The following is a 5218-nucleotide window of genomic DNA, read 5'->3' as shown; positions in this document are numbered from 1 at the left end:
AGTCGCACCGATCCGTCGCTCATTCCCAGTACCGGCGTGCAGCAGATCACCGTGATTCGCGGCCTCGGGTCGCTGCTCGCGGGCGCCAACACCTTGGGCGGGGTGATTCGCCTGGATCTCAATGGTCCGGCCACGGCGAGTCGCACGCTGAATGTTGGCGTCGGCTTCGACCAGTTCTCGTCGCGCGTACTCTCGGCCTCGGGCGGAGTCCCGGCCACCGTGGCTGGCGGCGCCCTGACCATGCGCGCCGGCATCAGCAATCGGCAGCGTGATGGGTTTGCGCTCCCAGGCGGCAATCCGGGGAGCGGCATCGCGGGTGGTACGGTGGACCCGGGCGATCCGGACAACGACGCGCTGCGCACCAACTCCGATCTCGAGCAGACCGACGGCTTCGCAGCCGTGCGCTACGACCACCCCTCCGGCGCCTACGCAGGAGTGACCGGGACCGCCTACACCGCGGAACGTGGGGTCGCTCCCGAGCAGCACATCCGTGCGCCGCGCTTTTGGCGCTATCCGCAGCAGCAGCGCACGCTGGGCATTCTCTCTGCCGGTACCGGTCGGCGCAGCACACCGTTCGGCCGCGGCAGCGTCGATGTGAGCGCAGGGCAAACTACGCAGGCGCTCGAAATCGAGACATTCACCAACCGCACCTTCAGCACCGTCGCCACGCGCGAGACGGGCCGGGAGCGCACGAGCATTGCGCGACTGCAGGGCACGCATTCGCTGCCGCGTAACGCACAGCTGCGGGTGGGCGGTACGATGTCGATGGTCGCCTACGACGAAACGCTCGACGCTCAGCGTAGTGCGGCACGTGCGGTGCGCTACGAACAGGTGTTGCAGAGCATCGGCACCGAAATCGAGGTCCCGATGTGGGGGCGGGCGCTCGTCTCGGGCGGCCTCGTGCGCGACGAGGCCGCTACGCCAAAAACGGGGGGCCGCGCGGCGCTCGGGACGCTGGCCCGGTCCGGGTGGCGTGTCGGGTCCACGCTCATGGCCACGGACGGCGTGCGGCTTCACGTGAGCGTGAGCGAGCGGGCGCGCTTCGCGGCGCTGCGCGAGCTGTACAGCGGGGCGATCGATCGCTTCGATCCCAACCCCGATCTGCGCCCCGAATCATTGCTCGCCACGGAAACCGGGATCACGCTCGACGGTGGGGCATTCGCTCAGCATGGCCTGCAGGTGCAAGCCACGGCCTTCGCGCATCGGCTCGACGATGCGGTGGTCCGTACAACCCTCCCCAATCGCCTCTTCCGCCGTATCAATCGCGATGTAATTCGCAGTGCCGGCGTGGAACTCCTCACAACCTGGACACCGGCCGCCCTGCGAGGCGCGAGCCTGACCGCGGATGCCACCCTGCAGCGAATCCGTCTCTACGATCGCACGATCACAACCAACGCGAACAACGAGCGACGCGCCGAGCACAACCCGGAACGTCGGGCGAACCTTGCGCTGTTGTCGCCGGAGATCGGCGGCTTCCGCGTAAGTGCCATGGCGCGCCACATCGGCGTGCAGTACTGCCAACACCCCGACCTCGGCCGCCTCGTTGCACTCGGCGCGCAAACCACCGCCGACGCAGCCGTCACACGCCGCGTGAGCCTACGGCGCCGTGGACTGTTCCAGCGACTCTCCGCCCTCGTGGCGCTCGACAACGTGGGCAATCGCACCGTGTACGATCAGTGCGGGCTACCGCAGGCAGGAAGAACGCTGCGGGTAGGGGTGACGCTGGGGTAGACACGCAGGGATAGACAGCGCAACGACGGAAGCTTGAGGAGCGGAAGCTTGACAAGCGGAAGCTCGAGGAGCGGAAACGAACCAGCGGGAACAGCCACACGCATGGCCGTTCCCGCTGTTTATTTGCCGTCCCTCAAGCTTCCGCTGTATGAGCTTCCGTAGCGCCGCTGTTACGTGTACACAGCACGCGCCCTGCCCTTACCGCCGCGTTCCCACGCACGTTCCCGTGCTCTCTCCTACTGCCGCCTTCAGCACGATCACCGCGTCACGCACCTCCATCCTGCCGTCGCAGTTCGCGTCGGCAGCGGGGAAGAGTCGCACATCGCTCGGCAGCTGCACCCCCATGATCGCCTGCTGAATCATCATCGCGTCCGCGGCGTTCACCTGGCCGTCGCCGTTCACGTCACCACGCAGCACGACACCGGGCGCATTGAAGTCGTAGGCCCAGATACCGCGGCCATACGTGGCCGCCGTGAGACGGTTGGTGCGCGCGTTGTACACGAGATCCGTCACGCGGATCGTGGGCAATCCCTGCTGACGCGTCCACTGTCCGCCTTCGTTGGTGCTCACGTACACGCCGTACATGTTGCCCACGTACAGGCTGGCACCGTTCGGGCCCCACGCCACCGCCTGCGTGGTCACATCGGGGAGCGTCGCCGTGATGTCGCTCCAGTTGGCACCACCATCACGCGAGATGTACACGTGCGGGCCACCGGAGCCACCAATGGTTACCACCACCCGGCTGGGATCGGTGGGGTGCACGGCGAAGTCGGTGACCGTACGCTGCGGCAGCGCGGTTTGCGGCGCGAGCCACGTGGCGCCGTAGTCGCGCGAGTAGCGCACGTTACCGTCATTGGTGCCCACGAAGATCGCGTTGCTGTCGGTGGGCGACACCGCAATCGCGTTGATCGTGCCCGTGCCACGGGTGAGATCGGGCGAAATCGCCGTCCAGCTCGAGCCCTGATTCTCGGTGCGCTGCAGACGCGATCCGCCGAAGTAGAGCCGCGTGTTCCGCGTGGGATCGAGAATGAACGGGGCGATGAACGCGCGGCGCCGGTCGTTGATGGTGTCGATCGGCAACCGAGCGCTGGCACCCGTGGTGGCGTTGAGGCGCACCAGATTGCCGCCCTGGCTCGACACGTAGTATGTGCTGGGCGAGATGGGATCGATGGCCGTGTACGCCCCGTCGCCGCCCCACACGCCGTTCCACTGCGCAATGCCGTTGCGCGTGAGGATCGTGCCGTTGTCCTGCAAACCGGTGAGTACACCCGTGGGATCGGTGGGATGCACCGACAGGCCGGGATAATGCAGTGAGGTGATGAGCCCCGCATTGAGCGACGTCCACGTGCTCCCCTTGTCGCGCGACAGGAACACGCCGCCGTCGTTACCGGCAAGCACGCGACGCGGATCGTTGGGATCCACCACCACCGAGTGCCAGTCCACGTGAATGCGCTCGGCCATCTCGCGGAAGGTCACCCCGCCGTCGATGCTCCGGTACGCGCGCACGCCGCCGATGTAAATGAGGTCGGCGTCGCTCGGATCCACCGCGATCATGAGGTTGTATTCGCTCTGGCCGCCGAAGTTGAGACGCCCCGTGGGCTCCGTGACGCGCGGCCCGAAGGCATCGAGCGTGCTGCGCGAGTTGGTAGCGTCATCCCAGCGCCAGATGCCGCCCAGCTGTCGGTCGGGACGACCGGCAATCATCCACACGCTCCCCGGGCGCGCCGGCGAGACGGCGATCTCCATGCGCGAGACGGAATCGGTGGGGAACGTGGTCACCGCGCCCCAGGTGAGGCCGCGATCGTTCGAGCGCCACAGCGCGGGCGGGAAGGCGCTGCCGGCCACACCCACGCGCGCTGCGTACAGGATGTTGGGATCGGTGGGATGCTGCTTGAGATCGCTGAAGGTGAGCGCCGGCGTCACCACGGTCCACGTCTGCCCCGAGTTGGTGCTGCGCATGATGCCACGCAGCGTGGAGGCCAGCACGACGGTGGCATTGGTGGTGCCCGCGGTCGCGCGATCCACCACGATGCTGTAGATGGCCCACGACTGGGCCGCGCTCGCGGTGAACACATCGGCGCCGTAGGTGGTCCACGACGCGCCACCATTGGTGCTGCGCAGCACGCCGCACCCGGCGGTGCCCTCACTCACTTCACCGGAGCCCACATACACGATGTCCGGATTCACGGGGTCGATGGTGATGGAGCCGGTGACGAGGGAGCACTCGGTGTCGGTGAGCGGTATCCAGCTCGCGCCCTCGTTGGTGCTCTTCCACACACCACCGGCAGCCGTCCCTGCGTAGATCGTGAAGCGGTCGGTGGGGTGGAAAGCGAGCGCCGGTATGCGACCGGCATCGAGCTGCGGCAACGAGCCGTAGAAGCCGTTATCCCCGTAGAAACCGCGCGGCCCCACACTCACCCACTGCTGCGTGCCGGGCACTGCTACCGAAGCGCGCCACGACGCACTCTGCGCGCCGCCCGTGGCCTGCAGCCACTTGGCGAAGCTCACACCGCTGGTGGGCTCCACGCCTGGCGCGCCACCGTCCCACTGTTCGAGCAACGCCTGCCTGCGGCGTTCGGCATCGCCCTCGCGTTCCTGGGCGGAGGCGCGGTGCAAGGGGGAGAGGAGCAACAACAACAGCGTTAACTGCGACTGCGTTGTGAGTTGCCGCCCAACGGCACGACGCACACGGGAGATGATGGTCATCGGGCACCTCCAGCGGAGAGCGTGACAGTCAGGGCGTTGCTCGTGCCGCGTGCGGTTTGCACGCGCACGTCGTAGCGGCCGCTGGCGAGGGGCTGCACGGGCGCAGGGCCCCGATCAGGGAGAAACGAATTGTCGGTGGGCACGGCGAATTGCATCACACTGTCGTTGGTTCTGGGCACGCCGGGAATTCGCAGGGTGCCGAAGTGCACGGTATTGAGCGAGTCGAATCCGCGGCCGCGCAGCGTGAGCGTACCGGCGTTGCCACCGGTGATGCTCACCTGCGTGGGCGACAGCGCGGTGAGCAGCGGCGGCGCGCTGGCGCTCGTACCTACTCGGGCGTGACAGGCGGTCAGCGGCACCAGCACCATCACGGCCGCTCTCGTCGTGAACTTCGCAATGCGGGGACTCACTTCCGCATCTCCACGCTGAGCCGCTTCACTTCCACGGTGTCGAGCAGCGGCGTACCGCGCGCACCGTGCGCTTCCGACACCGCGAACGTCCACGTAGCCGGTGCGGTGGGCGACGTGCGCACGTAGGTGAGGCGCACCAGGGCGCCGGCATGCGTGCCGCCAGCCCACGCGGCCGCCACGCGCACCGTGCTGCCGTGGTCCTTGCAGGCGAGCAACGCCTGCGGCTGCTGCGCATCGCACGCCACGAACCGCCACGCGGCGTCGTGCACGACCTCGCCGGTGAAGCTGCCAATGGCGACGGGCGCGCCACCGCCAAGCGTGACATCGACGAAGGCCGTGTCCGCGGCCTGCGTGCTCACGAGCGCGAGGCT

General features: G+C 67.8%; 4 protein-coding genes. 1 reads left to right on the top strand and 3 read right to left on the bottom strand.

From position 1 onward, the window contains the following. A partial coding sequence (locus tag ACIQ6O_RS12440; protein WP_396208110.1) for a TonB-dependent receptor plug domain-containing protein occupies positions 1 to 1731 on the top strand: 1731 nt, incomplete at its 5' end. 198 nt (positions 1732 to 1929) lie between these two features. Here the strand turns inward: ACIQ6O_RS12440 and ACIQ6O_RS12435 are convergent. The 3 genes from ACIQ6O_RS12435 to ACIQ6O_RS12425 form a co-directional block, all read right to left on the bottom strand. Then, on the bottom strand, positions 1930 to 4437 hold the full coding sequence (locus ACIQ6O_RS12435; RefSeq protein ID WP_396208109.1) for a dockerin type I domain-containing protein: 2508 nt from the start codon (positions 4435 to 4437) through the stop codon (positions 1930 to 1932). Further along, a complete protein-coding gene (locus tag ACIQ6O_RS12430; RefSeq protein ID WP_396208108.1) occupies positions 4434 to 4847 on the bottom strand; it encodes a hypothetical protein in 414 nt (137 codons plus the stop codon). The genes ACIQ6O_RS12435 and ACIQ6O_RS12430 overlap by 4 nt, the downstream gene beginning before the upstream one ends. Continuing rightward, positions 4844 to 5218, bottom strand: a 375-nt coding sequence (locus tag ACIQ6O_RS12425; protein WP_396208107.1) for a hypothetical protein, incomplete at its 5' end; no start/stop codon positions are given. The genes ACIQ6O_RS12430 and ACIQ6O_RS12425, both read right to left, overlap by 4 nt.

It is taken from the genome of Gemmatimonas sp. (assembly GCF_044345575.1).
GTDB lineage: Bacteria > Gemmatimonadota > Gemmatimonadetes > Gemmatimonadales > Gemmatimonadaceae > Gemmatimonas.
Note: the sequence above shows the minus strand (reverse complement) of the source record. Positions and strands in the feature narration are given on the sequence as shown.

What these genes read in the sequence shown, in the direction of transcription:
- ACIQ6O_RS12435 (WP_396208109.1), bottom strand. Translation starts at nt 4,437, where the DNA reads ATGACCATCATCTCCCGTGTGCGTCGTGCCGTTGGGCGGCAACTCACA.